Source organism: Pseudomonas sp. FP603 (assembly GCF_030687415.1).
GTDB classification, from domain to species: domain Bacteria; phylum Pseudomonadota; class Gammaproteobacteria; order Pseudomonadales; family Pseudomonadaceae; genus Aquipseudomonas; species Aquipseudomonas wuhanensis.
In genome coordinates, this window is the sequence record NZ_CP117431.1 from 806,634 (window position 1) to 832,853 (window position 26,220).

At 60.2% G+C, this 26,220-nt stretch carries 24 protein-coding genes and 1 pseudogene; 12 read left to right on the forward strand and 13 right to left on the reverse strand.

Annotated elements, in window-relative coordinates; translation table 11 throughout:
- Positions 1-5: 5 nt before the first annotated feature.
- From mrdA to PSH65_RS03835, 9 genes are all read left to right on the forward strand, one after another.
- Entirely contained in the window at positions 6-1,901 is a 1,896-nt protein-coding gene (gene mrdA / locus PSH65_RS03795; protein ID WP_305424986.1) for a penicillin-binding protein 2, read from the forward strand.
- Between the two features lie 31 nt (positions 1,902-1,932).
- Positions 1,933-3,036 (forward strand): rod shape-determining protein RodA, encoded by a 1,104-nt coding sequence (gene rodA / locus PSH65_RS03800; protein WP_050549258.1) that lies wholly within the window; start codon positions 1,933-1,935, stop codon positions 3,034-3,036.
- A 17-nt stretch (positions 3,037-3,053) separates the two neighbouring features.
- Positions 3,054-4,064, forward strand: coding sequence for a lytic murein transglycosylase B (gene mltB, locus PSH65_RS03805; RefSeq protein WP_305424987.1), 1,011 nt, complete (start codon positions 3,054-3,056; stop codon positions 4,062-4,064).
- Complete coding sequence (locus PSH65_RS03810) at positions 4,064-5,074, forward strand: septal ring lytic transglycosylase RlpA family protein (protein WP_305424988.1); 1,011 nt, start codon at positions 4,064-4,066, stop codon at positions 5,072-5,074. Before mltB ends, PSH65_RS03810 begins: the two co-directional genes overlap by 1 nt.
- Before the next feature lie 183 nt (positions 5,075-5,257).
- Positions 5,258-6,415 carry a D-alanyl-D-alanine carboxypeptidase family protein gene (locus PSH65_RS03815; protein ID WP_305424989.1) on the forward strand — a complete coding sequence of 386 codons (1,158 nt, stop codon included), beginning with the start codon at positions 5,258-5,260 and terminating at the stop codon, positions 6,413-6,415.
- An 83-nt stretch (positions 6,416-6,498) separates the two neighbouring features.
- A complete protein-coding gene (locus tag PSH65_RS03820) occupies positions 6,499-6,774 on the forward strand; it encodes a DUF493 domain-containing protein (RefSeq protein WP_003215438.1) in 276 nt (91 codons plus the stop codon).
- A complete protein-coding gene (lipB, locus tag PSH65_RS03825; RefSeq protein WP_305424990.1) occupies positions 6,774-7,421 on the forward strand; it encodes a lipoyl(octanoyl) transferase LipB in 648 nt (215 codons plus the stop codon). Before PSH65_RS03820 ends, lipB begins: the two co-directional genes overlap by 1 nt.
- 1 nt (position 7,422) lies before the next feature.
- Positions 7,423-8,445, forward strand: a complete 1,023-nt coding sequence (lipA, locus tag PSH65_RS03830; RefSeq protein WP_007946663.1) for a lipoyl synthase — start codon at positions 7,423-7,425, stop codon at positions 8,443-8,445.
- 175 nt (positions 8,446-8,620) lie between these two features.
- Positions 8,621-9,571, forward strand: coding sequence for an LD-carboxypeptidase (locus PSH65_RS03835; protein WP_305424991.1), 951 nt, complete (start codon positions 8,621-8,623; stop codon positions 9,569-9,571).
- 110 nt (positions 9,572-9,681) lie between these two features.
- On the opposite strand, the gene PSH65_RS03840 is transcribed toward PSH65_RS03835, so the two are convergent.
- The 5 genes from PSH65_RS03840 to leuS form a co-directional block, all read right to left on the reverse strand.
- A complete protein-coding gene (locus tag PSH65_RS03840; RefSeq protein ID WP_305424992.1) occupies positions 9,682-11,004 on the reverse strand; it encodes a lytic murein transglycosylase in 1,323 nt (440 codons plus the stop codon).
- 62 nt (positions 11,005-11,066) lie between these two features.
- On the reverse strand, positions 11,067-11,231 hold the full coding sequence (gene arfA, locus PSH65_RS03845; RefSeq protein ID WP_003176285.1) for an alternative ribosome rescue factor ArfA: 165 nt from the start codon (positions 11,229-11,231) through the stop codon (positions 11,067-11,069).
- A gap of 254 nt (positions 11,232-11,485) precedes the next feature.
- Complete coding sequence (gene holA / locus PSH65_RS03850) at positions 11,486-12,523, reverse strand: DNA polymerase III subunit delta (protein ID WP_305424993.1); 1,038 nt, start codon at positions 12,521-12,523, stop codon at positions 11,486-11,488.
- 39 nt (positions 12,524-12,562) lie between these two features.
- On the reverse strand, positions 12,563-13,168 hold the full coding sequence (gene lptE / locus PSH65_RS03855) for an LPS assembly lipoprotein LptE (protein ID WP_305424994.1): 606 nt from the start codon (positions 13,166-13,168) through the stop codon (positions 12,563-12,565).
- An 89-nt stretch (positions 13,169-13,257) separates the two neighbouring features.
- Positions 13,258-15,864 carry a leucine--tRNA ligase gene (gene leuS / locus PSH65_RS03860; RefSeq protein ID WP_305424995.1) on the reverse strand — a complete coding sequence of 869 codons (2,607 nt, stop codon included), beginning with the start codon at positions 15,862-15,864 and terminating at the stop codon, positions 13,258-13,260.
- A 280-nt stretch (positions 15,865-16,144) separates the two neighbouring features.
- Here leuS and PSH65_RS03865 point away from each other — a divergent pair, with 280 nt between their 5' ends.
- Both PSH65_RS03865 and PSH65_RS03870 read left to right on the forward strand, forming a co-directional pair.
- Positions 16,145-16,465 (forward strand): hypothetical protein, encoded by a 321-nt coding sequence (locus PSH65_RS03865; protein ID WP_305424997.1) that lies wholly within the window; start codon positions 16,145-16,147, stop codon positions 16,463-16,465.
- 106 nt (positions 16,466-16,571) lie between these two features.
- Positions 16,572-17,333 carry a YdcF family protein gene (locus PSH65_RS03870; RefSeq protein WP_305424998.1) on the forward strand — a complete coding sequence of 254 codons (762 nt, stop codon included), beginning with the start codon at positions 16,572-16,574 and terminating at the stop codon, positions 17,331-17,333.
- Positions 17,334-17,432: 99 nt separating this feature from the next.
- On the opposite strand, the gene lnt is transcribed toward PSH65_RS03870, so the two are convergent.
- The 5 genes from lnt to miaB all read right to left on the reverse strand — a co-directional run bounded on the left by lnt (position 17,433) and on the right by miaB (position 22,858).
- Positions 17,433-18,956: an apolipoprotein N-acyltransferase gene (lnt, locus tag PSH65_RS03875; RefSeq protein WP_305424999.1), complete on the reverse strand. Its 1,524-nt coding sequence runs from the start codon at positions 18,954-18,956 to the stop codon at positions 17,433-17,435.
- An 8-nt stretch (positions 18,957-18,964) separates the two neighbouring features.
- On the reverse strand, positions 18,965-19,804 hold the full coding sequence (locus PSH65_RS03880) for an HlyC/CorC family transporter (protein WP_007894419.1): 840 nt from the start codon (positions 19,802-19,804) through the stop codon (positions 18,965-18,967).
- Between the two features lie 5 nt (positions 19,805-19,809).
- Positions 19,810-20,304 carry an rRNA maturation RNase YbeY gene (gene ybeY, locus PSH65_RS03885; RefSeq protein ID WP_305425000.1) on the reverse strand — a complete coding sequence of 165 codons (495 nt, stop codon included), beginning with the start codon at positions 20,302-20,304 and terminating at the stop codon, positions 19,810-19,812.
- Positions 20,297-21,313 (reverse strand): PhoH family protein, encoded by a 1,017-nt coding sequence (locus PSH65_RS03890; protein ID WP_305425001.1) that lies wholly within the window; start codon positions 21,311-21,313, stop codon positions 20,297-20,299. Before PSH65_RS03890 ends, ybeY begins: the two co-directional genes overlap by 8 nt.
- A 216-nt stretch (positions 21,314-21,529) precedes the next feature.
- Positions 21,530-22,858 carry a tRNA (N6-isopentenyl adenosine(37)-C2)-methylthiotransferase MiaB gene (miaB, locus tag PSH65_RS03895; protein ID WP_305425002.1) on the reverse strand — a complete coding sequence of 443 codons (1,329 nt, stop codon included), beginning with the start codon at positions 22,856-22,858 and terminating at the stop codon, positions 21,530-21,532.
- Positions 22,859-22,992: 134 nt separating this feature from the next.
- Between miaB and PSH65_RS03900 the strand changes: the two genes are divergently transcribed.
- The gene (locus PSH65_RS03900) at positions 22,993-23,322 is read left to right on the forward strand and encodes a DUF1820 family protein (protein ID WP_007894425.1); all 330 of its coding nucleotides are present in this window, start codon (positions 22,993-22,995) and stop codon (positions 23,320-23,322) included.
- A 176-nt stretch (positions 23,323-23,498) separates the two neighbouring features.
- On the opposite strand, the gene PSH65_RS03905 is transcribed toward PSH65_RS03900, so the two are convergent.
- From PSH65_RS03905 to thiE, 3 genes and pseudogenes are all read right to left on the reverse strand, one after another.
- Complete coding sequence (locus PSH65_RS03905; RefSeq protein ID WP_008070087.1) at positions 23,499-24,053, reverse strand: tetratricopeptide repeat protein; 555 nt, start codon at positions 24,051-24,053, stop codon at positions 23,499-23,501.
- A 225-nt stretch (positions 24,054-24,278) separates the two neighbouring features.
- Positions 24,279-25,563: pseudogene (hemL, locus tag PSH65_RS03910) on the reverse strand (glutamate-1-semialdehyde 2,1-aminomutase).
- A gap of 18 nt (positions 25,564-25,581) precedes the next feature.
- Positions 25,582-26,205: a thiamine phosphate synthase gene (gene thiE / locus PSH65_RS03915; RefSeq protein ID WP_305425003.1), complete on the reverse strand. Its 624-nt coding sequence runs from the start codon at positions 26,203-26,205 to the stop codon at positions 25,582-25,584.
- Between the last annotated feature and the right edge of the window lie 15 nt (positions 26,206-26,220).

Below are 26,220 nucleotides of genomic sequence, written 5' to 3' on the forward strand. Positions count from 1 at the left end.
CCCTCATGCCCCAGCCGATCCGCATCAAGGACCACGAAAAAGACGCCCGTCTGGTGCGTGGCCGCGTCGTGTTCGGGGCCATTGCAGTGGTGGCGCTGATTGGCGTGCTGATCGCGCGGCTGTATTTCCTTCAGGTGATCCAGTACGAGTACCACTCGACCCTGTCGGAAAACAACCGCGTCCATGTGCAGCCGATTCCGCCGACTCGCGGGTTGATCTTCGACCGCAATGGCGTGGTGGTGGCCGACAACCGGCCGAGCTTCAGCCTGAGCATGACCCGCGAACGCTCCGGCAACTGGCAGCAAGTGCTCGACGTGATCGTCGAGGTGCTCGAACTGACGCCCGAGGACCGGGTGATCTTCGAGAAACGCATGCGTCAGGGGCGCCGACCGTTTGAGCCGGTGCCAATCCTGTTTGAACTGACCGAAGAGCAGATCGCCCGCATCGCGGTGAACCAGTTCCGCCTGCCCGGTGTGGAAGTGGTCGCGCAGTTGGTGCGTCATTACCCGCAGGGCGCGCACTTTGCGCACTCGGTGGGTTACATGGGGCGGATCAACGAGAAAGAGCTGAAGTCGCTCGATCCGGTCAACTACAGCGGCACCCACCACATCGGCAAGACCGGCATCGAGCGCTTCTATGAGGCCGAGTTGCACGGCCAGGTGGGTTACGAGGAAGTCGAAACCAACGCACGAGGCCGCGTATTACGCGTGCTCAAGCGTACCGATCCGATTCCCGGCAAGGACATTGTCCTGAGCCTGGACATCAAATTGCAGGAAGCCGCCGAAGCCGCATTGGGCGGTCGCCGTGGCGCGGTGGTGGCGCTGGACCCGAAAACCGGCGAAGTGCTGGCGATGGTCAGTCAGCCGAGTTTCGACCCGAACCTGTTCGTCACCGGCATCAGCTTCAAAGCCTATTCCGAGTTGCGCGATTCCATCGATCGGCCACTGTTCAACCGCGTGTTGCGCGGTCTGTACCCGCCGGGCTCGACGATTAAACCGGCGGTAGCGATTGCGGGCCTGGATGCGGGCGTGGTCACGGCGTCGTCCCGGGTCTACGACCCCGGTTACTACCAACTGCCCAACTACGATCACAAATACCGTAACTGGAACCGTACGGGCGACGGTTATGTGGATCTGGATACGGCGATCATGCGGTCCAACGACACCTACTTCTATGACCTGGCGCACAAGCTGGGGATTGATCGGTTGTCGGCCTACATGAGCAAATTCGGCATTGGCCAGAAGGTCTCCCTCGACATGTTCGAAGAGTCGCCGGGATTGATGCCGACCCGGGAATGGAAGCGCGCGACCCGTCGTCAGGCCTGGTACCCGGGCGAAACGCTGATTCTCGGGATCGGTCAGGGCTATATGCAGTCCACTCCGTTGCAGTTGGCCCAGGCCACGGCGCTGGTGGCCAACAAAGGTGTCTGGAATCGTCCGCATTTGGCCAAGACCCTCGAAGGTGCGAAGCCGGTGGACGAAAATCCGATGCCCGATATTATCCTGCGCGACCCGTCGGACTGGACCAAGGTCAACCACGGTATGCAGCAGGTGATGCACGGTGCTCGCGGTACCGCGCGCAAGGCCGCGATCGGTTCGCAATACCGGATCGCCGGCAAAAGTGGTACGGCTCAGGTGGTCGCGATCAAGCAAGGCGAGAAGTACGACCGCTCCAAGGTTCAGGAACGCCACCGCGACCACGCCTTGTTCGTCGGCTTCGCGCCGGCCGAAAACCCGAAAATCGTAGTGTCGGTGATGGTCGAGAACGGCGAGTCCGGCTCCGGCGTCGCCGCGCCTGTGGTGCGTCAAGTCATGGACGCCTGGCTCCTGGACCAGGATGGCCGACTGAAAGCCGAATACGCCAGCCCTATCAGTGCGGAGGCTACGGCCCGTGAAGAGTAATTTCGATCGCATCCTCTCCAGCGAGGACGTGATGCGTCGCCGTGCGACGCTGTTGCAACGCATGCACATCGACGGCCCGTTGCTGATCCTGCTGTTGACCCTCGCGGCCGGCAGCCTGTTCGTGCTGTATTCGGCCAGCGGCAAAAGCTGGGATCTGCTGGCCAAGCAAGCCACTTCCTTCGGCATCGGCCTGGTGTCGATGATCGTCATCGCCCAGTTCGAGCCGCGCTTCATGGCCCGTTGGGTGCCGGTCGGTTATGTGATCGGTGTGTTGTTGCTGGTGGTGGTGGATGTCATGGGCCACAACGCCATGGGGGCCACGCGCTGGATCAACATTCCCGGGGTGATCCGCTTCCAGCCCTCGGAATTCATGAAGATCCTGATGCCGGCAACCATCGCCTGGTACCTGGCCAAGCGCTCCTTGCCGCCACAGCTCAAGCATGTGGGCGTCAGTCTGTTTCTGATCGGGTTGCCATTCATCCTGATCGTGCGTCAGCCCGACCTCGGCACTTCGCTGCTTATTCTCGCCGGTGGTGCGTTCGTGCTGTTCATGGGCGGCCTGCGCTGGCGCTGGATTCTCAGCGTGATCGCCGCGGCTGTGCCGGTGGCTGTCGGCATGTGGTACTTCATCATGCACGACTACCAGAAGCAGCGAATCCTGACCTTCCTCGACCCAGAGAGCGATCCGCTGGGCACGGGCTGGAACATCATTCAGTCGAAAGCCGCCATTGGTTCCGGCGGCGTGTTCGGCAAAGGCTGGTTGCTTGGCACTCAGTCGCACCTGGACTTCCTGCCGGAAAGCCACACCGACTTCATTATTGCGGTGCTGGGCGAAGAATTTGGCTTGGTGGGCATCTGCGCACTGTTGCTGATTTACCTGCTGTTGATTGGTCGCGGGCTGGTGATAACCGCCCAGGCGCAGACGTTGTTCGGCAAATTGCTCGCGGGCAGCCTGACCATGACGTTTTTTGTTTACGTTTTCGTCAACATCGGTATGGTCAGTGGCCTGTTGCCGGTTGTGGGGGTGCCGTTGCCGTTCATTAGCTACGGAGGAACTTCGCTGGTGACGCTACTGTCAGCGTTTGGGGTTTTGATGTCGATCCATACCCATCGTAAGTGGATCGCACAGGTTTGAATAAGGTGAAGATTTCAATGCAAGTAATGCGTGGCTGGGCGACTCGATACGCACCGTGGGTCGGCCTGGTAAGCATCCTTGGTACCGCGCAGCAAGCGTGGGCCGGCGATTACGAAGGCTCGCCCCAGGTGGCCGAGTTCGTCGGTGAAATGACCCGCGACTATGGCTTTGCCGGTGAACAGCTGATGGGCGTGTTCCGCGAAGCCGAGCGCAAGCAGTCGATTCTGGACGCGATCTCCAAGCCCGCCGAACGGGTTAAACAGTGGAAAGAATATCGCCCGATGTTCATCACCGATGCGCGCATCGCCCGTGGTGTGGACTTCTGGCGTCAGCACGAAGCGGTCCTGGCTCGTGCCGAGCAGGAATACGGCGTGCCGGCGCAGGTGATCGTCTCGATCATCGGCGTCGAGACCTTCTTTGGTCGCAATACCGGTAATTTTCGGGTGATCGATGCCTTGTCGACCCTGGGTTTCGACTATCCTCCCCGTGCCGAATTCTTCCGCAAGGAATTGCGTGAATTCTTGCTGCTGGCCCGCGAGGAGCAGGTTGATCCGTTGACCCTCAAAGGCTCCTACGCCGGGGCCATGGGTTTGCCGCAGTTCATGCCGAGCAGTTTTCGCGCCTATGCGGTGGATTTCGACGGTGACGGCCACATTAATATCTGGAACAACCCGGACGATGCCATCGGCAGCGTCGCCAGTTATTTCAAGCGTCACGGCTGGGTCGCCGGTGAACCTGTGGTCAGCCGCGCCGATGTGCGTGGCGATCAGGTAGACGAGGGTTTGACCGCAGGCATCGAGCCGACGAAAACCGTCGGGGAGTTGCGGGTGCTGGGCTGGTCGAGTCATGATGCGCTGCGCGATGATATGCCGGTCACGGCTTTCCGCCTGGAAGGTGACAATGGCCCTGAATACTGGATGGGCCTGACGAATTTTTACGCAATCACGCGTTATAACCGCAGCGTGATGTACGCCATGGCCGTACATCAACTGTCTGAACAGCTGGTCCAAGCACGGGGCGTCAAGTAATGCGGGCATTGCCTATGAATAAACCCCTGAAGCTCATGGCATTCGCCGCGTTGACGGTTCTGGTCGCCAGTTGTTCGACCAGCCGCGCGCCGGCTCAGAAGTCCCCGACCGCCGTTCGTTCGGCGCCTGGCCTCGATATCAACCGGGCTCACAAGGATGGCGCGCCTTGGTGGGACGTTGATGTTTCGCGTATTCCGGATGCCACGCCGACTTTGCACAGCGGTCCTTACAAAGCCAACCCGTATACGGTGTTAGGCAAGACTTATTTCCCGCAGCAGGAATCCAAGACCTACGTAGCCTCGGGCACGGCATCCTGGTATGGCACCAAGTTCCATGGTCAGAACACCGCCAACGGCGAAGTCTATGACCTGTATGGCATGAGCGCCGCCCACAAGACATTGCCACTGCCAAGTTACGTTCGGGTGACTAACCTGGACAACAACAAGGCTGTGATCCTGCGGGTCAACGACCGCGGCCCGTTCTATTCGGACCGGATCATCGACTTGTCCTACGCGGCCGCCAAGAAGCTCGGCTACGCTGAAACCGGCACGGCGCGGGTCAAGGTCGAAGGCATCGACCCGCAGCAATGGTGGGCAGCCAAAGGCCGCCCGGCACCGTTGATGCTTAACGAGCCGAAAGTCGCGCAAAATAGCGCCCCGGTGATGACGGCATCGGCCGGCACCGTCGAGCAATGGACACCACCGCCGCAGCAGCACGCCGCGGCCGTTGTGCCCGTGCAGATCGATGCAAAAAAAAACGCTTCTGTACCAGCCTCTGGCCAGTATCTGCAGGTGGGCGCGTTCGCCAACCCGGACGCTGCAGAACTCCTGAGATCGAAGCTCAGCGGGATGGTGAGCGCTCCAGTGTTCATCAGCTCGATCGTGCGTAACCAACAGACACTGCATCGGGTGCGCCTGGGGCCGATCGGCTCGGCGGGTGAAATCCAGCAGGTGCAGAACAGCGTGCGGCTGGCCAATCTCGGTTCGCCGAGCCTGGTCAGCGCCGAGTAATACCTGGTTCTTGTTTGACGGTTCGCTTGCGGTTTGGGGGGCGAACCGGGTTGTTGGCTCGTTGAAGAACAAAAGCCCGGCAAGGGTTACAGAGTGAGCAACTGAACACGCGACGGCCCGTTAGGGGTTGTCTGATTAGTTTTGCCCGCGAGGGCAGTTTCCATTAGCGATTTCGAGAGACGGATGAACATCACCACCTTTGCCAAACGCCTGTGCCTGCTAGTCCCGCTGCTCCTCTCGCCTGCCGCTTTCGCGGTCGAGATGATGCCGTCGCCACCGCAACTGGCCGCCAAAGCCTACGTACTCATGGACGCCAGCAGCGGCAACGTGCTGGTAGAGAACAACGGTGACCAGCGTCTGCCTCCGGCCAGCCTGACCAAGCTGATGACCGCGTACATCGCGACCCTGGAAATCCGTCGTGGCCAGATCGGCGAAAACGATCCGGTGACCGTCAGCGAGAACGCCTGGCGTACCGGCGGTTCGCGGATGTTCATCAAGGTCGGCTCGCAAGTCACTGTCAGCGACCTGCTGCACGGCATCATCATTCAGTCGGGTAACGACGCCAGTGTTGCGCTCGCCGAGCACATCGCCGGCAGCGAAGATGCGTTCGCCGACATGATGAACAAAACCGTGGCCGATCTGGGCATGACCAACAGCCACTTCATGAACCCGACCGGCCTGCCGAACCCTGAGCACTATTCGTCGGCTCACGACATGGCCGTGCTGGCCCGCGCGATCATCCACGAAGACCCGGCTCACTACGCGATCTACTCGCAGAAAGAGTTCTTCTGGAACGGCATCAAGCAGCCTAACCGCAACCTGCTGCTGTGGCGTGACAAGACTGTCGACGGTCTGAAAACCGGTCACACCGACGAAGCCGGCTACTGCATGGTGTCTTCGGCCGTGCGTGATGGCATGCGCCTGATCGCCGTGGTGTTTGGCACCAACAGCGAAGTGGCCCGTGCTGCTGAAACCCAGAAGCTGCTGACTTACGGTTTCCGCTTCTTCGAAACCCAGACTTTCTATCAGAAAGGCGCCGAGCTGGCTCAGGCACCTGTCTGGAAAGGCACCACCAATCAAGTCAAGGCCGGCCTGGCTCAAGACCTGACCATGACCCTGCCAAAAGGCCAGCTGAAAAAGCTCGCCGCCAGCATGACCATGACCCCGCAACTGGTCGCGCCAATCGCCAAGGGCGATGTGATCGGTAAAGTCGAAGTGAAACTGGACGACAAAGTGGTGCACAGCGCCGACCTGATCGCTCTGGACGCAGTCGACGAGGGTGGTATCTTCCGCCGCATGTGGGATAGCATCCGTCTATTCTTCTACGGCTTGTTCAACTGATAGTGTGCACCTGCATGGCCCCGCGCTGATCCGGCGTGGGGCCTTGCTGTCGCCACGGCTTACGCTTACGAGGCCGTTACGCCATGACCGATACCGAAGTAAAGGCGCCTAAGATCGAATTTCCCAATGTTGATTACCCGGTTAAGGTGATCAGCGATACGGGTGTAGGCAACAAAGACAAGATCATCGAGATCGTCAAGAAACACGCGACGATCAACCATGACCGCGTTGATGAACGCCAAAGCACCAACGGCAAGTACACCACGATTCAGTTGCACATCGTCGCCACCGACCAGGACCAGCTGTACAACATCAACAGCGAACTGCGGGCTACCGGCTTCGTGCACATGGTGCTGTGATGCCTGGCACGCTGGGCTTTCGCGAACTCGGCCAGATGGCTTACGAGCCGGTCTGGCACGCCATGCAGCGCTTTACCAACGAACGCGGGAGCGATGTCGCCGACGAAATCTGGCTGGTGGAACATCCGCCGGTGTTCACCCAGGGCCAGGCCGGCAAGGCTGAGCATCTGCTGCTGCCGGGGGATATTCCGGTGGTGAAGGTCGACCGCGGTGGTCAGGTGACTTACCACGGTCCCGGCCAATTGGTGGCCTACCTGTTGCTGGACGTGCGCAAGCTGGGGTTCGGCGTGCGTGATCTGGTCAGTCGCATGGAACAATGCCTGATCGAGCTGCTGGCCAGCTACGGCGTGACCGCGGTGGCCAAGCCGGATGCGCCGGGTGTCTATGTCGATGGCGCGAAAATCGCTTCTCTGGGTCTGCGGATCCGCCACGGTTGCTCCTTTCATGGCTTGGCCTTGAACGTGGATATGAATCTGGAACCGTTTCGACGGATTAATCCCTGCGGCTACGCCGGGCTGGCAATGACCCAGCTGCGCGATCACGCAGGACCGATTGAATTTGCCGAGGTAAGTGCCCGGCTGCGCGCGCAGCTCGTCAAACACCTCGACTATGCTGAGCAGACGACCCTAACGGGCGGAATCGACTGATATGACTACTGATGCAGTGCAAACCATGATCCCGACGCTCGATGTCACCGAGCGTCCGGCCCCGCGTGCCAAGGTTGAAGCCGGCGTCAAGCTGCGCGGCGCCGAGAAGGTTGCACGCATCCCGGTGAAGATCATCCCGACCACTGAACTGCCGAAGAAACCCGACTGGATTCGCGTGCGCATCCCGGTTTCCCCGGAGGTCGACCGCATCAAGGCCCTGCTGCGTAAACACAAGCTGCACAGCGTTTGCGAAGAAGCGTCCTGCCCGAACCTGGGCGAGTGCTTCTCCGGCGGCACCGCGACCTTCATGATCATGGGTGACATTTGCACCCGTCGCTGCCCGTTCTGCGACGTCGGCCATGGTCGTCCGAAACCACTGGACGTCAACGAGCCGGAAAGCCTGGCCATTGCCATCGCCGACTTGAAGCTCAAGTACGTCGTAATCACTTCGGTAGACCGCGACGACCTGCGTGATGGCGGTGCCCAGCACTTTGCCGACTGCATCCGCGAAATCCGCAAGTTGTCGCCGAACGTTCAGCTCGAAACCCTGGTCCCGGACTACCGTGGCCGCATGGACGTCGCGCTGGAAATCACCGCCGCCGAGCCGCCGGATGTGTTCAACCACAACCTGGAAACCGTGCCGCGCCTGTACAAGGCTGCGCGCCCGGGTTCGGATTACCAGTGGTCGCTGACTCTGTTGCAACGCTTCAAGCAGATGATGCCGCACATTCCGACCAAGTCCGGTTTGATGCTGGGCCTGGGCGAAACCGACGAAGAAGTCATCGAAGTCATGAAGCGCATGCGCGAACACGACATCGACATGCTGACCCTGGGCCAGTACCTGCAACCGTCCCGCAGCCACTTGCCGGTCCAGCGCTTCGTGCACCCGGACACCTTCGCCTGGTTTGCCGAGGAAGGTTACAAGATGGGCTTCAAGAACGTCGCTTCCGGTCCGCTGGTACGCTCCTCTTACCACGCCGACGAGCAGGCGAAACTGGTCAAGGCCGAGCTGATGTCGTCCTGATCCTGTTGCGAGAGCAAAAAAGGCTCGCAAGGCTTCTCCGGCCTTGCGGGCCTTTTTTTAGCAGTGCCCACGGCGATTACAGTCTTTTCCTGCAAACCGTGGTGCGATTGACCCTCTTCTGTTTATTCCCGTTCCTGACTACTGTGTGCTGAAGCGTTCACAGGGAGAATCATGGATGACTGCTCGACCGACCCACACCCTTTGTCCTCATGCCCCCGTACCGGCCTTGCCGGCTGCAGGGCTGATCGGCGTGATCGCGCCCGCCGGCCCCGCGGCGCTGGACACCGATAAAGCCATTGCCTGGATGCGTGCTCGCGGCTATTCGCTGCGCGTGTTTCCCGGCGTTTATGAGCAAGAGGGTTATCTGGCCGGCAGCGATGATGTGCGGCTCAATGACTTGCATGGCGCCTTCGCCGACAGCGAGGTCGATGCCATCATCTGTCTGCGTGGCGGTTACGGTACGCCGCGTTTGCTCGATCGCATCGATTTCGAATTACTGCGCAACAACGCCAAGCCATTTATCGGCTACAGCGACATCACTGCGCTGCACTCGGCCATCAGTCGTTATGCAGGGTTCGTGACCTTCCATGGCCCGATGCTCAACGCTGACCTGCTGGGTGACAAGCAGCAACCCACTGAGTTCTCGTTTTTCAACATGCTGCGCGGGCAGGTAAAGGCGGGCAGTGTGCTTTCTCACCCGGTGGCCTGGCCGTTGACCACAATCGAGCCCGGCATTGCTCACGGGCGTTTGCTGGGGGGCAATCTGTCGATGATCGCCGCGACCATGGGCACGCCTTACGAGATCGATGCCGAGGGCGTCATCCTGTTCATCGAGGATATTAACGAGCCGTTGTATCGCATCGACCGGTTGCTGACTCATTTGCGCCTGGCCGGCACGCTGCACAAGCTGCGCGGGGTTCTGGTGGGGGATGTGGCAGGGGTTGATGCGATTGCGCTGGAGAGGTTGCTCAAGCAGACCTTTGCTCCTTTGCGGATACCGGTGCTATCCGGATGGCGTAGCGGGCATTGTGATCCGAATTTGACGCTGCCGATGGGCGCGCTGGTCAGGCTGGATGCGGGGGACAAGGCGTTGGTGTTGGAGCAGGATGTGGTGATCAAACGGTAAATCGTCACTGCCTGACAGTCAGTCATCGCGGGCAAGCCCACAGGTTCAAGGTGTACGCAAATGTCGCATTCACCTTTGAATTTGTGGGAGCGGGCTTGCCCGCGATGCTTTTAGCGGTTACGCAACCCTTCCAGCAATTTGTGCGTTGGATAGCCGTCCGCCGGCCAGCCGAAGAACTGCTGGGCGGCGCGGATCGCCTTACGGGTATTGGCGCCGATAATCCCGTCGGCGGTCCCTGCGTCGTAATTCTGGGCGCTCAGCAGGTTTTGCAGCTCGATTCGCTCGGTACGGCTCAGCGGCAAGTCATCTTTTGGCCATAGACCGCTGATCAGGCCGCCGCCATTGAAACGCTCGGACAACAGGCTAACGGCCAAGGCGTAGGACGAAGAGTTGTTGTACTTGAGAATCGCGCGGAAGTTATCGAGGACCAGGAACGCCGGGCCGCGATAGCCTGCCGGCAGCAGCAGGGCGGCCGAGAGGTGTTCGGAGCCCGCCGGAACCTGGCCGCCATTGGGCAGGGTCACCCCCAGTTGCCGCCACTCGGCAACGCTCTTGCGAATCGAGCCATCGGCCAGGGCGTAATTGAAGCCACTCGGCAATTGCGCTTCGAAGCCCCAGGGCTGGCCTTTCTGCCAGCCGGAGCTTTGCAGGTAGTGCGCGGTCGAGGCCAATGCATCAGCGGAGCTGTTCCAGATGTCGCGGCGGCCATCGCCGTCGAAGTCCACGGCGTGGGTATTGTAGGTGGTCGGGATGAACTGCGTCTGGCCCATGGCGCCAGCCCAGGAACCGAGCATTTTCTCAGGTTCGATATCACCCTGTTGCAGGATTTGCAGGGCAGCGATCAGTTGCGCATGAGCAAAGCCCGGACGTCGACCTTCATAAGCCAGGGTCGCCAGGGAGTTGATCACCGACTTGCTGCCCTGGAACTGACCAAAGTTACTTTCCATGCCCCACACCGCGACCAATGCCTGACGGTCGACGCCGTAGCGCTGCTCGATGCTTTGCAGGATGTCGGCGTACTGGCTGACCAGCGCCTGACCTTTGCGCACCCGCAGCGGCGACAGCGCCCCGTCGAGGTACTCCCACACCGGGCGAGTAAATTCCGGTTGGCTGCGGTCGGCACGGATCACGCTGGTATCCACGCTGACATTGGCAAATGCACGGTCGAAGAGATCGGCGCGAATGCCGGCGGCGAGGGCGTCTTTACGGAAACCCGCCTGCCATTCGGCAAAGCTCTGGGTAGGCTGGATGTCGAGATTTTCACCGGTTGGAACCACCGGCGGAATGATCGCAGGGGCCGTCGCAACGGTGCGGGTTTGAAGCGGTTGGGCGTCAGCAGCGGTGGGTTTTTCCGCGCAGGCGACAAGCAGAATGAGGCTGGAGGCAGCTATCAGTTGGCGAAGAGGCCAACGACGGGAAATACAAAGGGGCATGCACAGGTCCAGAGGATACGAATCAGGTGCAGACCTTAACATGTTGAGCGATGGCTTGCCTTTCAGGCCGCCAGAAAGTAAGAAGCCTCCCAGCTATTAGACTGGAAGGCTTCGCGGCGGTAGCTGCCTTTGCCCTTGCCGGCTCGTTCCTGACGGCTGCGGAACAGTGGCTGGGCGATGATGGATTTGGCCTTGTTGGGGCCATGTTTGGATGGCTTTTTGCTCATGATGATCTCTTGCAAGTGAGTGGATTTTGCGGGGCAAATCATCGGCCGAAGTTGGGGTTCTGTCTAGTCCCCAGGATGTGTAGGAAATGATGACCTGTGGCGAGGGAGCTTGCTCCCGTTCGGCTGCGGAGCAGTCGTAAACCCGGTGAATATGGATTACCTGATGCGTCGCGGTGTCTGGTTTTGGGGTCGCTTCGCAACCCAGCGGGAGCAAGCTCCCTCGCCACAGAGGTTGGTACAGGCTGAAAAACAGGTTATTCGGCAGGCAACGACAATCTCTGCCCAGCCATCAACAACGTCAACCGGCTCAAACTCATCCAGGGTGAACCCGCCGCCTGGCCTTTGATTTGCGCGTCGATGCGCTGCGCTTCAAGCAGCAACTGCGCCCAGCGTTGCGCCGAGTAGCGTTGCAGCGCCTTGCTCATCAGCGGTTTGCGTTTGTCCCAGATCGGCGGTCGGGCCAGGCTGAAGGCTTTGTCCAGCGGCACGCCCTGGCTGTATTGCAGTGACAGGTTGGCCAGCAGACGCAGCTCTCGGGCCAGTGCCCAGAGAATCACCGGCGGTTCGACACCTTCGCCGCGCAACCCTTCGAGCATGCGCAGGGCGTGAGCAGCCTCGCCATTAAGGATCGCATCGGTCAGGCCGAAGACGTCGAAACGCGCGCTGTCGGCCACCGCCGCTTGCACGGTTTCGACCGTGATCTGCCCACCTTCAGCCATCAGCTTGAGCTTTTCGATTTCCTGGGCGGCGGCCAGCAGGTTGCCTTCGACCCGAGCGGCGATCAGTTCGACGGCGTCCTGGCTGGCGGAAAGCCCTGCCTGGGACAGTCGTTGACGGATCCAGCTTGGCAACTGGTTGGTGTCCACGGGCCAGATCTGCACGAACTGGGTCTGCGGACCTTCGATCAGTGCCTTGCCCCACTTGGTCTTTTGCGCACTGCCGTCAAGCTTGGGCAGGCTGATCAGCAGCACCGTGTCTTCGGCCGGGCGCGAGCAATACTCGATGAATGCCGCGGCGCCTTTGTCTCCGGGTTTGCCGGAGGGCAGACGCAGTTCCAGAAGACGTTTTTCGGCGAACAGCGACATGCTGGCGCCGGCCTGCAGCAGCGTACCCCAGTCGAAACTGGCATCGGCGGCGAAGACCTGGCGTTCATCGAAACCTTGCTGGCGGGCAGCCGCGCGAATGGCGTCGGTAGCTTCCTGACACAACAGTGGGTCATCGCCACTGATGACGTAGACCGGCGCGAGGGCGCCTTGCAGGTGTTTGCCGAGTTGGGCGGGGGCGAGTTTCATAAGAAGAGACGAACGGGGCGCCTGAGCGCCCCGTAAGGCTTATTGCTGCGGCAGTTCGACAGGCGACTGACGCGGCGTCTGCGCTTCAGCCTTCTGCGCCGCTTCCAGTGCGTCGGCTTCAGCCTTGGCCCTGGCATCAGCGGTCTGTTGCATTTGTTCCAGCTGAGTCGGGGTCAACTGTTGCAGGCGCAGCATCATGCGTTGAACCAGTTCACGACGCATTTCCTTGCGGGCATCGTTGGCTTCCTGGTCAGAACCCACCAGGTTGTTGCCGTCATGGATGAAGACTTTCTGTACTTCGAGCTTGTCGCTCAGCAGTGGCAGGTTGCCCTGACCGCGGATGTCGTAATTCACTACCATGGCCATCTGGTACTCGCCAGTACGGCCGGCGCCTGCATAACTGAGGATGCGCTGGTTTTCCTGCTCGTCAGCCAGATACAGTTTGTAAGGCGCGCCGCTGTAGACCTTGACGCCGCTGCTTTCCAGCACCTGACGCATTTGTGTCACGGTTTCGCCGTAGGCGTTGCGGGCGCTCAGGTCGAGTTCCTTGATCGCCAGTTCGGTGGTGCCGGTGCCGCGCAGCTGGAAACCGCAGGCGCTCAGCAGGACTGCAAGGCCCATCACCAGCAAATTGCGTTTGATCATCTTGTTGCTCCCCTTGAAACCATGTGGGCCGGTCAAGCGGCCCGAAAGGTTTTACTCGGCGCCAGGCATGACCTGGCGCCCGATCCAATTTAGCTGGCGACGATATTGACCAGTTTCCCGGGCACTACGATCACTTTGCGAATAGTCAGGCCATCGACGAAGCGCAGGACGTTTTCGTTGGCCCGTGCAGCGGCTTCGACTTCTTCGCGACTGGCGCTGGCCGGCATTTCGATGTGGCCGCGCAGTTTGCCGTTCACCTGAATGACCAGTTGCAGGCTGTCCTGTACCAGGGCGCTTTCATCCAGCACCGGCCAACCGGCATCGATGACCGGATCGGCGTGACCCAGGCGATGCCACAGCTCGTGGCTGATGTGCGGGGTGATCGGTGCCAGCAGCAGGACTACGGTTTCCAGACCTTCGTGAATCAGTGCGCGATCCTGTTCGGTGCCTTGCGCGGCTTTTTCCAGCACGTTCATCAGCGTCATCACCTGGGCGATGGCGGTGTTGAATTTGTGGTTCTGGCCGACGTCGTGGCTGGCCTGCTTGATGGCCTGGTGGATCGAACGGCGAATGGCTTTCTGCTCGTCGTTCAGGCTGGCAACGTCCAGTTTGCCCGGCAGGCCCTGGATGACGTGCGCTTGAGCCAGACGCCAGACGCGCTTGAGGAAGCGGTGCGAGCCTTCTACTCCGGAGTCGGACCATTCCGCGCTCATGTCAGGTGGCGAGGCGAACATCATGAACAGGCGGCAGGTGTCTGCGCCGAACTGGTCAATCATCGACTGTGGGTCAACGCCGTTGTTTTTCGACTTGGCCATCTTCTCGGTGCCACCGATTTCCACCGGCAGGCCGTCGGCGATCAGCTTGGCGCTAATGACCTTGGCCTTGCTGTCGCGTTCGAGTTCGACGTCCGCCGGGTTGAACCACGTGTAGGCACCGTTGGCTTCACGACGATAGTAAGTCTCGGCGATCACCATGCCCTGGGTCAGCAGGTTCTTGAACGGCTCGTTGGAGCTCACCAGGCCTTCGTCGCGCATCAGCTTGTGGAAGAAGCGCGCATAAAGCAGGTGAAGAATGGCGTGTTCGATCCCGCCGATGTACTGATCCACCGGCAGCCAATGGTCGGCAGCCGCTTTTTCCACCAGGCCACCTTCATAGTGTGGCGAGGCGTAGCGGGCGTAGTACCACGAGGACTCGACGAAGGTGTCCATGGTGTCGGTTTCACGCTTGGCCGGTGCGCCGCATTTCGGGCAGCTGCACTCGTAGAACTCGGGCATGCGCGCCAGTGGCGAACCAGCGCCGTCCGGTACGACGTCTTCCGGTAGTACCACGGGCAGTTGATCTTCCGGGACCGGCACATCACCGCAGGTGTTGCAGTGGATGATCGGAATCGGGCAGCCCCAATAGCGCTGACGGCTGATGCCCCAGTCGCGCAGGCGGAACTGGGTGCGCGAGGCGCCGAGGTTTTTCTTGATCAGCGCCACTTCAATGGCGTCGAAGGCGCCTGCGAAGTCGAGGCCGTCGAATTCGCCGGAGTTGATCAGTGTGCCGTGCTCGCCGTACGCATCCTGCCAAGGGGCCGGGTTGGTGTCACCGGAACTTGTGCGTACCACGGATTTGATTGGCAGGTTGTACTTGGTGGCGAACTCGAAATCACGTTCATCGTGAGCCGGAACAGCCATGACCGCGCCATCGCCGTAATGCATCAGCACATAGTTGGCCACCCATACCGGGAGTTTCTCGCCGGTCAGCGGGTGTTCAACGAACAGCGAGGTCGGCAGGCCTTTTTTCTCTTGAGTGGCGACGTCGGCTTCGGCGACGCTGCCGCCCTTGCATTCAGCGATGAACGCTTGCAGCTCAGGGTTGTTCTGCGCGGCGAGGGTAGCCAAATGGTGTTCGGCCGCCACCGCAACGTAGGTTGCGCCCATCAGGGTGTCTGGACGGGTGGTGAATACTTTCAGCGCGCCGGTTTCGCCGATGGAGGCGACGTCGAACGGGAACTGTACTTCCATGCCGCGGGATTTGCCGATCCAGTTGCGCTGCATGGTCTTGACCTGTTCAGGCCAGCCAGTCAGTTCGTCGAGACTTTCCAGCAGCTCATCCGCGTAGGCGGTGATCTTGAAGTAGTACATCGGAATTTCGCGTTTTTCGATCAGCGCGCCGGAACGCCAGCCGCGACCGTCGATCACCTGTTCGTTGGCCAGAACGGTCTGATCAACCGGGTCCCAGTTCACGGTGCCGCTTTTCTTGTAAATCACGCCTTTTTCGAACAGGCGAGTGAACAGCCATTGTTCCCAGCGGTAGTAATCAGGCTTGCAGGTGGTGACTTCGCGGGACCAGTCCACCGCCAGGCCCAGGCTGCGCAGCTGGGTTTTCATGTAGGCGATGTTTTCGTAGGTCCACTTGGCGGGCGCTACGTTGTTCTTCATCGCGGCGTTTTCCGCCGGCATGCCGAAGGCGTCCCAACCCATGGGTTGCAGGACGTTCTTGCCTTGCATGCGCTGGTAGCGGGAGATCACGTCGCCGATGGTGTAGTTGCGCACGTGCCCCATGTGTAGCTTGCCGCTGGGGTAAGGGAACATCGACAGGCAGTAGAACGTCTCCTTGCCTGGCTGTTCACTGACTTCAAAGGACTTTTGCTCGTCCCAGAACGACTGGGCGGCGGCTTCGATTTCACGGGGCTGATATTGTTCGTGCATGGCTACTTTTGAACTGAATAGGGGTGGCCTAATCCTCTTCAATGCAACGCTGGACGGTGATAACGCCAAATCGACGTTCCGGTGCCCAGGCGAGCTGGAAGTGGAGTTACAGGAAGCGCCGTAGCATACATGACCGCACTCTACCGAGGGAAACCCTGATTACACGCAAGGACGCGGCCAATGACCGCCCCGAGGGCCGTTGGTCGCGGCACTCAGCCGGTTTTTTCAGCGAGGCTAAGCTCTAAAAGGGGAGTGAGTCTTATCTTCAATGAGGTGATGGATGGTTGAGTCACAGCAAAAAGCTACAAAACCGGAGCTGTACGAAAGACTGATCGACCGTCTCGCAATGGCCCTGGATGTGGCCAAAACCGCCGGTCGGCTTCGCGATGAGCGTCCCCTGGAGCTGGAGCTGCGTGGTTTGAGCCCCGCAGAGTTTGAACTGGTCAAGGCGTATCTGGACCGTAGTGAACGTGAGACGCATGGATGCTTGTCAGCAGCAATGAAGCAACTCGAGGCACCACGTTCGGCCAATATCATCTGGCTCAAGGATAAGGCACCCGGCAAAGGCGCGGTAAAGGTCCGGTCTTTGCAATTCAAGTAAGGGCACTTGAAGCCGTGGGATATGCTTTTTTGAAGCAAAGTCCTTCCGCATTTGTTGTCGCATTGCGTCAATCCACCTAGGCTTCGGGCATCTATGGAGATGCCCGATGCCTTTTCGTTATTTCATTAAACAACTTCTATTGCCGCCCGGCATTTTATTGCTGTTGCTGGTGCTTGCCTGGTGGTGGCGCCGCTCAAGGCCGAGGCTGGCGGGGTTGTGTTTTATCTTGGGCGTGGGCGGCTTCTGGTTGATGAGCCTGCCAGTGATGGTGGAGTGGAGTGCCAGGGCGCTGGAGCGCGAGCCGCCTCTGGCGCGCGAGGAATGGGCAACCTTGAGCCAGCGGGCCGACGCAATCGTGGTGCTGGGTTCAGGGCGTGAGCGTGGCGACCCGGCCTGGGGCGTTGACCAACCGACCGGTGTAGGCCTGGGGCGTGAACGCTATGCCGCGCGCCTGGCCAAGGCGTCCGGTTTGCCGATTCTGACCAGTGGCGGCCTGCATTACGGCACGCCACCGACCGAAGCGAAGCTGATGGCGGACTCATTGCTAGATGATTTTGGCGTGACGGTGCGCTGGCAGGAAGGGCGCAGCCGCACGACCTGGGAGAATGCGCAATTCAGCGCCCAGGTATTGTTGCCGGAGGGGATCAAGCGGGTGGTGGTCGTGACTCAGGCCTGGCACATGCCGCGAGCGGTTTGGAGTTTCCAGCAGGCCGGGTTTGAGGTGGTGCCCGCGCCAGTGGGGTTTTTAGGCGTGGACAATGCCCGGCCGCTGGGCGGCTGGATGCCGGAATTCAAATCGATCTGGCAGAGCGGGCAGTTGATGAATGAGGCGGTGGGGCAGATCGGGTATTCGTTGTTTTATCGCTGATCTGTGGCGAGGGGGCTTGCCCCCGTTCGGCTGCGCAGCAGTCGTATAATTTGGGGCTGCTGCGCAACCCAGCGGGGCAAGCCCCCTCGCCACAGAAGCTCAGACGGTCTTGGCCATCCGGTTGGCCACCAGCGCCCAGCCAAACAACAACACGCAACTGATGATCAATGGCCACGAACGCCATTCCAGGTAGGGCGTCAGGTTGTGCATCGGCACCACTTCGCCATACAGGATGCCTTGTTCGAACTGCGGGATCTGCGCAGTGATCTGGCCAAAAGGGTTGATCAATCCGGTCACGCCGTTGTTGGTCGCGCGGATCATCCAGCGGCCGGCCTCAAGTGCGCGCATCTGCGCCATCTGCAAATGTTGCAGCGGGCCGATCGAGGTGCCGAACCAGGTGTCGTTGCTGATGGTCAGCAGCAAATCGCTACGGGCAGCGAGGCCGGCGGCGAATTCCGGGTAGACCACTTCATAGCAGATGTACGGCGCAATCTGATAACCCTTGGCCTGCAGCAGCGGTTGATCGGCCGGCCCACGGGCAAAGTCGGACATCGGCAGGTCGAAGAACGCGATCAGGCCGCGCAAGACTTCCTGCAATGGAACGTATTCGCCGAACGGCACCAGTTTCTGCTTCAGGTAAGTGCCATCGCCCTCACCGACAACGGTAATGCCGTTGAAGAAGCGCTTCTGGTGATGGACTTCCTGGCGAATCGGCACGCCGGTGATCAGCGCGGATTTACGTTCGGCGGCGAAGCTTCCCATCATGTTCAGGTAGCCCTCGGCGGACTCCTTGAGCACCGGGACCGCTGTTTCCGGCCAGATCAGCAGGTCGACGCGTTTGGAGCTGAAGCTCATGTCGCGGTACAGCGCCAGCTGCGCGTTGAGCTGCGAGGGGTCCCACTTTATGCTTTGTTCGATGTTGCCCTGAATCGCCGCGACGCTCAGTGGGGCGCCCGCCGGGCTGGTCCAGGCATGTTCCTTGAGCGCCATGCCGGCCACCCATGGGCCAGCCAGCAGTAACACACCGACAGCGATGAAGCCTTTACGGCCAGTGCTCACCAGGCGCGCAGCGTTGTAGATCAGCGCAGCCGTCAGAGCCAGGGAGAAGGAAATCAGCCACATTCCGCCGACCGGCGCGAGCCCGGCCAATGGGCCGTCGAGCTGGCTATAACCGGAATAGAGCCAAGGGAAGCCGGTAAGGAACCAGCCACGAAAGGCTTCCTGACCCACCCACAACGCCGCAAATGCCAAGGCATCGGCCAGCGGCGCTTCGTTACGGCGCAGCCAGCGCGCCCAAATCCAGGCGGGCAGAGCGAAGAACCAGGCAATCGCCGCGGTGAAGAGCAGCATCAAGAACCCGGCCAGCAGCACCGAGGCGCCGCCGAAGTTGTGAATGCTGTAGTAAATCCAGCTGGTGCCTGCGGCAAACAGGCCGAAACCGAAACACCAGCCACGGCCCAAGGCTTGGCGGGGGCTCAGTTCACGCAAACCGGCATAAAAGAAACCGACCGCCAGCAATGCCAGCGGCCAGATATCGAACGGCGCCAGGGCCAGGGTGGTGAGTGCACCGGCCGCCACGGCCAGCAGGTTACCGGGCCAGCCGGGGCGGGTTACGCGGAGCATGTCAATCCTTAACGGGCAATAGGTGTCAGACGCAGCAAGTGAATCCGACGGCTGTCGGCGTTCAGGATGCGGAAGCGATAGGCGCCGATCTCAGTGATTTCGTTGCGTTTTGGCAAGTGCCCGAACGCGCTCATCACCAAGCCACCGACGGTGTCGAATTCATCGTCGGAGAATTCGCTGTCGAAGAACTCGTTGAAGTTATCGATCGGCGTCAGGGCCTTGATCAGGAAGTCCCCGCTGGGCAGCGGCTTGATGTAGCTGTCTTCTTCGACGTCGTGTTCGTCTTCGATGTCGCCGACGATCTGTTCCAACACGTCTTCGATGGTCACCAGGCCGGCCACGCCGCCGTATTCGTCAATGACGATGGCCATGTGGTTATGGTTGGCGCGAAATTCGCGCAGCAGCACATTCAGGCGCTTGGACTCGGGCACGAAGGTGGCCGGGCGCAGCAGGTCCTTGATGTTGAAGCTGTCGCCGTTCTCCTTGAGGATCAACGGCAGCAAATCCTTGGCCAGTAACACACCCATCACGTCATCGTGGCTTTCGCCGATCACCGGGTAGCGGGAGTGGGCCGAGTCGACCACGGCTGGCAGGAACTCGCGGGGTGTCTGGGTCGCCTTGATGCTGATCATCTGCGAGCGCGGGACCATGATGTCCCGTACTTGCAGGTCTGCAACCTGGATGGCACCTTCGACGATGGCCAGCGCTTCGCTGTCCAGCAACTTGTTTTGATGTGCGTCGCGCAGCAGCTCCAGCAGCTCCTGGCGGTTCTTCGGCTCGTGGGCAAAAGCCTGGGTGAGCTTACCCAGCCATGACTTCTGCCCGTTGCTCGATCGATCTTCGCTCATAGCGATTACTCTGAATCCTTTGTTGTTTCGGTTGGGGATGTGTCTGTTTCGTCGTCCGCATAAGGGTCTGGATGACCCAGCTCTGCAAGCAACGTTCGTTCCAGTGCTTCCATTTCTTCGGCTTCGTCGTCATCTATATGGTCGTAACCAAGCAGATGCAAGCAGCCGTGAATGACCAGATGCGCCCAATGGGCCTTTAATTCCTTGCCTTGTTCCGCCGCTTCGCGCTCGACCACCGCTACGCAGATCACCAGATCGCCCAGCAAGGGAATGTCGAGAAATTCATCGGGAACATCGGCCGGGAACGACAAAACGTTGGTGGCGTAGTCTTTCTGCCGCCAGGTGAAATTCAGTTCGCGGGCTTCCTCTTCGTCGACCAGACGGATGGTCATTTCGGAGTCGGCCGTACGCTGGCGCAGGGCCAGTTCGCACCATTGACGGAACTCGGCTTCGCTTGGGGCAGACGCTTCGGTAGCCAGTTGCAGATCAAGCTCAAGCATCGTGGCGAGTGTCCTTGGAAGAGAACTTCGCCGGTTCATCGGCTGTGCGATTTTCGAAGCGTTCATAGGCTTCGACAATGCGCTGCACCAGCGGATGGCGCACCACGTCCTTGGGCATGAAGTGGGTGAAGCTGATACCCGGCACGTCTTTGAGCACTTCGATCACGTGATGCAGCCCGGACTTCGTGCCTTTCGGCAGGTCGACCTGAGTGATGTCACCCGTGATGACGGCGGTGGAACCGAAGCCGATCCGAGTCAGGAACATTTTCATCTGCTCGACGGTGGTGTTCTGGCTTTCGTCGAGGATGATGAAGCTGTTATTCAGCGTACGGCCGCGCATGTAGGCCAGCGGCGCGACTTCGATCACTTGACGCTCGATCAGCTTGGCGACGTATTCGAAACCGAGCATTTCGTAGAGCGCGTCGTAGAGCGGGCGCAGGTACGGGTCGATCTTCTGGGACAGGTCGCCAGGCAGGAAGCCGAGCTTTTCGCCCGCTTCAACCGCCGGACGGACCAGCAGAATGCGGCGAATCTGCTCGCGTTCCAGTGCGTCTACCGCACAGGCAACGGCCAGATAGGTCTTGCCGGTACCGGCCGGGCCGATGCCGAAGTTGATGTCGTTACCGAGGATTTCCTTCACATAGCGCACCTGATTCAAGCCGCGAGGGCGAATCATGCCTTTCTTGGTGCGCAAGGCGACGGACGGTTCGGCAGGGGAGTGGTTATCCAGTTCCTCGACGGCCGACTCCTGCAGGAACAGGTGAACCATGTCTGGCGACAGCTCGGTACCTTTGGTTTCCCGGTACAAGCGGCGCAGCAGGTTTTCCGCGGAGGTGGTGTGCTTGGGCTCGCCGATCAGTTCGAACTGATTTCCGCGGTTGCGGATCTCGATCGCGAGGCGCTGTTCGATCAAGCGCAGATGCTCGTCGAATTGCCCGCACAGATTGGCGAAGCGGCGAGCTTCAAAAGGCTCGAGGATGAAACGATGTGGTTCTATGGGTGCGTTCAAGGTCGTATTTAGCCGCCCAGGGGCAATTATGATGAATCAAGGATAGCGCCAGTCGCCTGGGTGCGAAAGCTCTTAAACAGACCAATCTGATTCATGGTCGGGCGCGGTCTCTGTGGGAGCGGGCTTGCTCGCGAAAGCGGTGTGTCAGCCACATTGTTGTCGACTGACACTCCCTCTTCGCGAGCAAGCCCGCTCCCACAGGGGGGTAATGCACTGTTACTGGATCAGCGAGCCCCGCAGCGAGTGCGGTTGCGCGGCGTCGATGTGCACGTCGGCGAACTGGCCGATCAGGGTCGGATTGTCGCAGCGGAAGTTGACGATACGATTATTCTCGGTCCGGCCTTGCAGTTCTCCGGGGTCTTTTTTCGAATAATCGGTTACCAGAATCCGCTGAATGGAGCCCACCATTTGTCGGCTGATCTCGAAACCTTGCTGGTTGAGGCGATGTTGCAGGGCATTCAGGCGTTCTTTTTTCAGTGCTTCCGGCGTTTCGTCGGCCAGATCGGCGGCCGGCGTGCCTGGGCGCTGGCTATAGACGAACGAGTAGGAAAAGTCGAAACCGACGTCTTCGATCAGCTTCATGGTCTGTTCGAAGTCTTTCTCGGTCTCGCCCGGGAAGCCGACGATGAAGTCCGAGCTGATGCAGATTCCCGGCACGGCGGCTCGCAGCTTGCGTAGTTTGGATTTGTACTCCAGCGCGGTGTGGTTGCGCTTCATCGCCGCGAGGATCCGGTCGGAACCCGATTGCACTGGCAAATGCAGGTGTTTCACCAATTCCGGTACGTCGGCGTGGGCCTGGATCAGGCTGTCGGAGAACTCCAGTGGGTGCGAGGTGGTGTAGCGAATCCGGTCGATGCCATCGACCGCCGCCACTACGCGGATCAGTTCCGCCAGGTCGGCCAGGCGACCATCGTGCGTGGTGCCGCGATAACCGTTGACGTTCTGCCCCAGCAACGTCACTTCGCGCACGCCGTTTTCGGCCAGGTGAATGATCTCGGCAATCACGTCGTCGAACGGTCGGCTGACTTCTTCACCGCGGGTATAAGGCACCACGCAGAACGTGCAGTACTTGCTGCAGCCTTCCATGACCGACACGTAAGCGCTCGGCCCATCGATGCGCGGTTCGGGCAAGTGGTCGAATTTTTCGATTTCCGGGAACGAGACGTCGACTTGCGGCAGCTTGGTCAGGCGCGCGGCGTCGATCATTTCCGGCAGGCGGTGCAGGGTCTGCGGGCCGAATACCACGTCCACATAGGGAGCGCGATCACGGATGGCCGCGCCTTCCTGGCTGGCCACGCAACCGCCGACGGCGATGACCATTTCCGGGTTAGCCAGTTTCAATTCGCGCCAACGGCCCAGTTGGGAATACACCCGGTCCTGGGCGCGTTCGCGGATCGAGCAGGTATTGAGCAGGATCACGTCGGCGTCTTCTGCGCGAGCGGTGACTTCCAGGGCCTGGTGTTCACCCAGCAGATCGACCATGCGCGAGCTGTCGTACTCGTTCATCTGGCAACCGTGGGTTTCGATGTAAAGCTTCTTGGCCATGGATAGAGTCATCACGTGATTCAAAGAACCGCGCATTATAGGGAACATGCACCAAGGTTCCTACCGTTGCGCGTCCGGCGGCTATGCTATAGTTCGCGCCCTCATTTTTATCCCCGATGTGTTACCCGCCCACCATGACCAAACGTGAAGCTCCAATCTACAAGGTGATTTTCCTCAATCAGGGCCAGGTGTACGAAATGTACGCCAAGCAGATCTATCAAAGTGATCTGTGGGGCTTCCTGGAAGTGGAAGAGTTCGTCTTTGGCGAGCGCACGCAAGTGGTCGTCGATCCGAGCGAAGAGAAGCTCAAGGCTCAGTTCGAAGGCGTTGTGCGCAGTTTTGTGCCGATGCATTCGATCGTGCGCATCGACGAGGTCGAGCGCCTCGGCACCCCGAAAATCAGCGAAGCCCGCGGTGCGGTCGGCAATGTGATGCCGTTTCCGATGCCGATGCCTGAGAAGTAGGCCGCAGATTGAGTGGCTAGTGATGCTTGTTGTGGCGAGGGAGCTTGCTCCCGTTGGGCTGCGAAGCGGCCCTGAAATCAGCCGCCGCTACCTTCCAGACAGACCGCGTGTGCTGACTTTACGACTGCTGCGCAGCCGAGCGGGAGCAAGCTCCCTCGCCACAGGGGCCAGTCAATTCAAGGCAGTGGCGAAAACGGCGTACGCCCATCGGCGCTCTGCAATTCCATCAGGTATTTACGGAAAATTTGCCCCAGCACCTGGGTGGCGACTTCCAGATCTTCGCGGGGCATTTTTTCGGCGACTTCGTCGGCGGTGTCCAGCGCCTCTTCGGCACCGTTGACTGCGGCCATTTTCAGCACGATATACGCCTGAACGTTATTGGCCGGTACGCCTTCGCCATGGAAGAACATGGTGCCAAGTTTGAATTGCGCCTGGGCGTGGCCTTGCAGCGAGGCCTTTTCGAAGTAGCTCAGGGCTTGATTGAGGTCGCGCGGCGCGTTTTTGCCGTCGTAGTAGAACTCACCCAACTCGTATTGCGCTTGCGCATCCCCTTCATCCGACGCTTTCTGACAGGCGGCGAGCGCTTGCGTCAGGTCTTGCGGCTGAGTATTGAGGGTGCAGCGACCCATCGCCGGGATCAACAACGAGTTGCCGCCTGCTTGTGCGAGCGCGAGCAGGGGCTGAAGGAGCAACAGGCAGCCCAATGCAAGGGTGCGGCCGGTGCGGTTCATGGGAATCGACTTACCTCTGAGGGGCGCGTGGACCCATCGAGGGATCCAATAAGCGCGCATTATGAAATAAGCAGGGCCAACCTTACAAAGTCTTTACTCGTTTTTCTGCTGCGCGGGGGAATATATCGCCCACTTTGCGGGGGATTATTGGCAGATGAGTAGGAAAAAGGACAGGAATGTAGGTGAAAGCTGACGCTGGCAATGGCCAACGTCAGCGTCGCAGCTTTATTTCAATGCGGCGAACGCACGCTCGGCGGCGTCCAGCGTCAGTTTCAACTCGGTTTCACCGTGGGCGATCGAGGTGAAACCGGCTTCGAAAGCGCTTGGCGCCAGGTACACGCCGCCTTCGAGCATCAGGTGGAAGAAACGCCCGAACAGGCCGGCATCGCTGGCCATCACATCCTCAAAGGTCACGATGTCGTCAGCGCCGCTGAAGTACAGCCCGAACATGCCGCCGGCCTGAGTGGTCACGAACGGAATGCCGGCGGCGTCAGCACGCTGTTGCAGACCATCGAGCAAGCGGCTGGTGTAGTCGCTCAGTTCGGCGTGGAAACCAGGGCGACTGATCAGGCGCAGAGTGGTCAGGCCCTGCCGCCATCGCCAGTGGGTTACCCGACAACGTGCCAGCCTGGTAGACCGGGCCCAATGGTGCGATGTGCTCCATGATCTTGCGTTTGCCACCGAAGCAGCCAACCGGCATGCCGCCACCGATGATCTTGCCGAAGGTGCTCAGGTCCGGCGTGACGCCGTAATGGGCTTGGGCACCACCGAGGGCGACGCGGAAACCGGTCATCACTTCGTCGAAAATCAGCACCACGCCGTGTTTGTCGCACAGGGTCCGCAGGCCTTCGAGGAAGCCCGGAGCCGGTGGTACGCAGTTCATGTTGCCGGCCACTGGCTCGACGATGATGCAGGCCACTTCCTGACCGACTTCGGCGAGCATGGCTTCTACCGCGTCGATGTCGTTGAACGGCAGGGTCAGGGTGTGTTTGGCGAACGCCGCCGGCACACCGGCCGAGCTCGGCACGCCTTGGGTCAGGGCGCCGGAACCGGCCTTGACCAGCAGACTGTCGGAGTGACCGTGGTAGCAGCCTTCGAATTTGATGATGCTGTCGCGACCGGTGAAGCCACGGGCCAGACGGATCGCACTCATGGTCGCTTCGGTGCCGGAGCTGACCATACGCACCATTTCCATCGACGGTACGATCGAGCAGACCAGATCGGCCATTTCGGTTTCCATGGCGGTCGGGGCGCCGTAGGACAGGCCGTGCTCCAGCTGTTTGCGCACCGCGTCCAGCACGTCCGGATGGCTGTGGCCGAGAATCATCGGCCCCCAGGAACCGACGTAATCCACATAACGCTTGTCGTCTTCGTCGGTGACGTAGGCGCCTTCGGCGTGTTTGAAGAACAGCGGCGTGCCGCCAACGCTCTTGAACGCACGAACAGGCGAGTTCACGCCTCCGGGAATGTGTTTTTGGGCGTTGGCAAACAGGGTTTCGGAACGAGACATGATCGGGCTCTCAAAAAATCAGGATTTGAACAATTCATTAAAGGCGCGGGCACGGCGCGTTACTTCAGCCGTGCTCTCGGCGCCAAACAGACCATGCACTACCGCCAGCAGATCGACCCCGTGAGCCACCAGTGGCGCAGCGTTGTCCAGAGTGATGCCGCCGATCGCACAGACCGGCAGATGCAGTTTGCTGCGGGCCTGATCAAGCAGTTCGAGGCTGCAGGCCGGTGCGCCGGGTTTGGTATTGGAGTTGAAGAAGCGGCCGAAGGCGACGTAACTGGCGCCTTCTTTGGCGGCTTGTTCGGCGAGCTCGAGTTGCGCGTGGCAGGTCGAACCGATGATCGCCTGACGACCGAGCAGCGCGCGAACCGGCATCAGTGGGCCATCGGTCTGGCCCAGGTGCACGCCGACGTTCAGGCGCGCAGCCAATTCGGCGTCATCGTTGATGATCAGATGAGTCTTGTAGCGTTCGCACAGATCGCGCAGGGCTTCGGCTTCGCGCAGACGGCGGGCCTCGTCACTGCTCTTGTCGCGGTATTGCAACAGGGTGACGCCGCCTTCGAGCGCCGCCTCCACGTACGAAAGAAATTTACCGGCCAGTAACTGGCTGTCGGTAATGGCGTACAGGCCACGTAGTTTCATCGGACAAGCCTCATG

Bases quoted from the DNA above. Each gene is read 5' to 3' on its own strand.
- mrdA (WP_305424986.1), top strand. From the start codon at position 6: ATGCCCCAGCCGATCCGCATCAAGGACCACGAAAAAGACGCCCGTCTG.
- thiE (WP_305425003.1), bottom strand. From the start codon at position 26,205: ATGAAACTACGTGGCCTGTACGCCATTACCGACAGCCAGTTACTGGCC.
- PSH65_RS03835 (WP_305424991.1), top strand. From the start codon at position 8,621: ATGACTGCTCGACCGACCCACACCCTTTGTCCTCATGCCCCCGTACCG.
- ybeY (WP_305425000.1), bottom strand. From the start codon at position 20,304: ATGCTTGAGCTTGATCTGCAACTGGCTACCGAAGCGTCTGCCCCAAGC.
- PSH65_RS03880 (WP_007894419.1), bottom strand. From the start codon at position 19,804: ATGAGCGAAGATCGATCGAGCAACGGGCAGAAGTCATGGCTGGGTAAG.
- lptE (WP_305424994.1), bottom strand. From the start codon at position 13,168: ATGATCAAACGCAATTTGCTGGTGATGGGCCTTGCAGTCCTGCTGAGC.
- lnt (WP_305424999.1), bottom strand. From the start codon at position 18,956: ATGCTCCGCGTAACCCGCCCCGGCTGGCCCGGTAACCTGCTGGCCGTG.
- PSH65_RS03865 (WP_305424997.1), top strand. From the start codon at position 16,145: ATGGTTGAGTCACAGCAAAAAGCTACAAAACCGGAGCTGTACGAAAGA.
- leuS (WP_305424995.1), bottom strand. From the start codon at position 15,864: ATGCACGAACAATATCAGCCCCGTGAAATCGAAGCCGCCGCCCAGTCG.
- PSH65_RS03905 (WP_008070087.1), bottom strand. From the start codon at position 24,053: ATGAACCGCACCGGCCGCACCCTTGCATTGGGCTGCCTGTTGCTCCTT.
- holA (WP_305424993.1), bottom strand. From the start codon at position 12,523: ATGAAACTCGCCCCCGCCCAACTCGGCAAACACCTGCAAGGCGCCCTC.
- rodA (WP_050549258.1), top strand. From the start codon at position 1,933: ATGCGTCGCCGTGCGACGCTGTTGCAACGCATGCACATCGACGGCCCG.
- lipB (WP_305424990.1), top strand. From the start codon at position 6,774: ATGCCTGGCACGCTGGGCTTTCGCGAACTCGGCCAGATGGCTTACGAG.
- miaB (WP_305425002.1), bottom strand. From the start codon at position 22,858: ATGGCCAAGAAGCTTTACATCGAAACCCACGGTTGCCAGATGAACGAG.
- PSH65_RS03900 (WP_007894425.1), top strand. From the start codon at position 22,993: ATGACCAAACGTGAAGCTCCAATCTACAAGGTGATTTTCCTCAATCAG.
- PSH65_RS03870 (WP_305424998.1), top strand. From the start codon at position 16,572: ATGCCTTTTCGTTATTTCATTAAACAACTTCTATTGCCGCCCGGCATT.
- lipA (WP_007946663.1), top strand. From the start codon at position 7,423: ATGACTACTGATGCAGTGCAAACCATGATCCCGACGCTCGATGTCACC.
- PSH65_RS03840 (WP_305424992.1), bottom strand. From the start codon at position 11,004: ATGCCCCTTTGTATTTCCCGTCGTTGGCCTCTTCGCCAACTGATAGCT.
- arfA (WP_003176285.1), bottom strand. From the start codon at position 11,231: ATGAGCAAAAAGCCATCCAAACATGGCCCCAACAAGGCCAAATCCATC.
- PSH65_RS03820 (WP_003215438.1), top strand. From the start codon at position 6,499: ATGACCGATACCGAAGTAAAGGCGCCTAAGATCGAATTTCCCAATGTT.
- mltB (WP_305424987.1), top strand. From the start codon at position 3,054: ATGCAAGTAATGCGTGGCTGGGCGACTCGATACGCACCGTGGGTCGGC.
- PSH65_RS03810 (WP_305424988.1), top strand. From the start codon at position 4,064: ATGCGGGCATTGCCTATGAATAAACCCCTGAAGCTCATGGCATTCGCC.
- PSH65_RS03815 (WP_305424989.1), top strand. From the start codon at position 5,258: ATGAACATCACCACCTTTGCCAAACGCCTGTGCCTGCTAGTCCCGCTG.